Annotated in this window: 1 protein-coding gene; it reads right to left on the reverse strand. The window is 50.9% G+C overall.

The annotated features are described in order from the left end of the window. Positions 1-220, reverse strand: a 220-nt coding sequence (locus AC0QH1_RS00340; protein WP_324628757.1) for a Uma2 family endonuclease, incomplete at both ends; no start/stop codon positions are given.

Here is a 220-nt window from a genome sequence, read left to right on the forward strand (position 1 = left end):
CGTCCCATTTTTCCCGGGAAATCCAAGACGCATCGGGAGAGCGAATCGCCCCATTAGGCAGATTGAAACCCCCAGAACAATCGAACGCGATTCCGGTTTTGTCTGCATCCGCCCAGGTAAATAATTGGTTATTCAGTCTGCCATTACGGTTGCTGGTTCCGCCGCCTGTGGGGGTCATAATAATCACTTCTCCAGTGGAATTGCGTTCGAGTCTGAGATT

It is taken from the genome of Phormidium sp. CCY1219 (assembly GCF_055795085.1).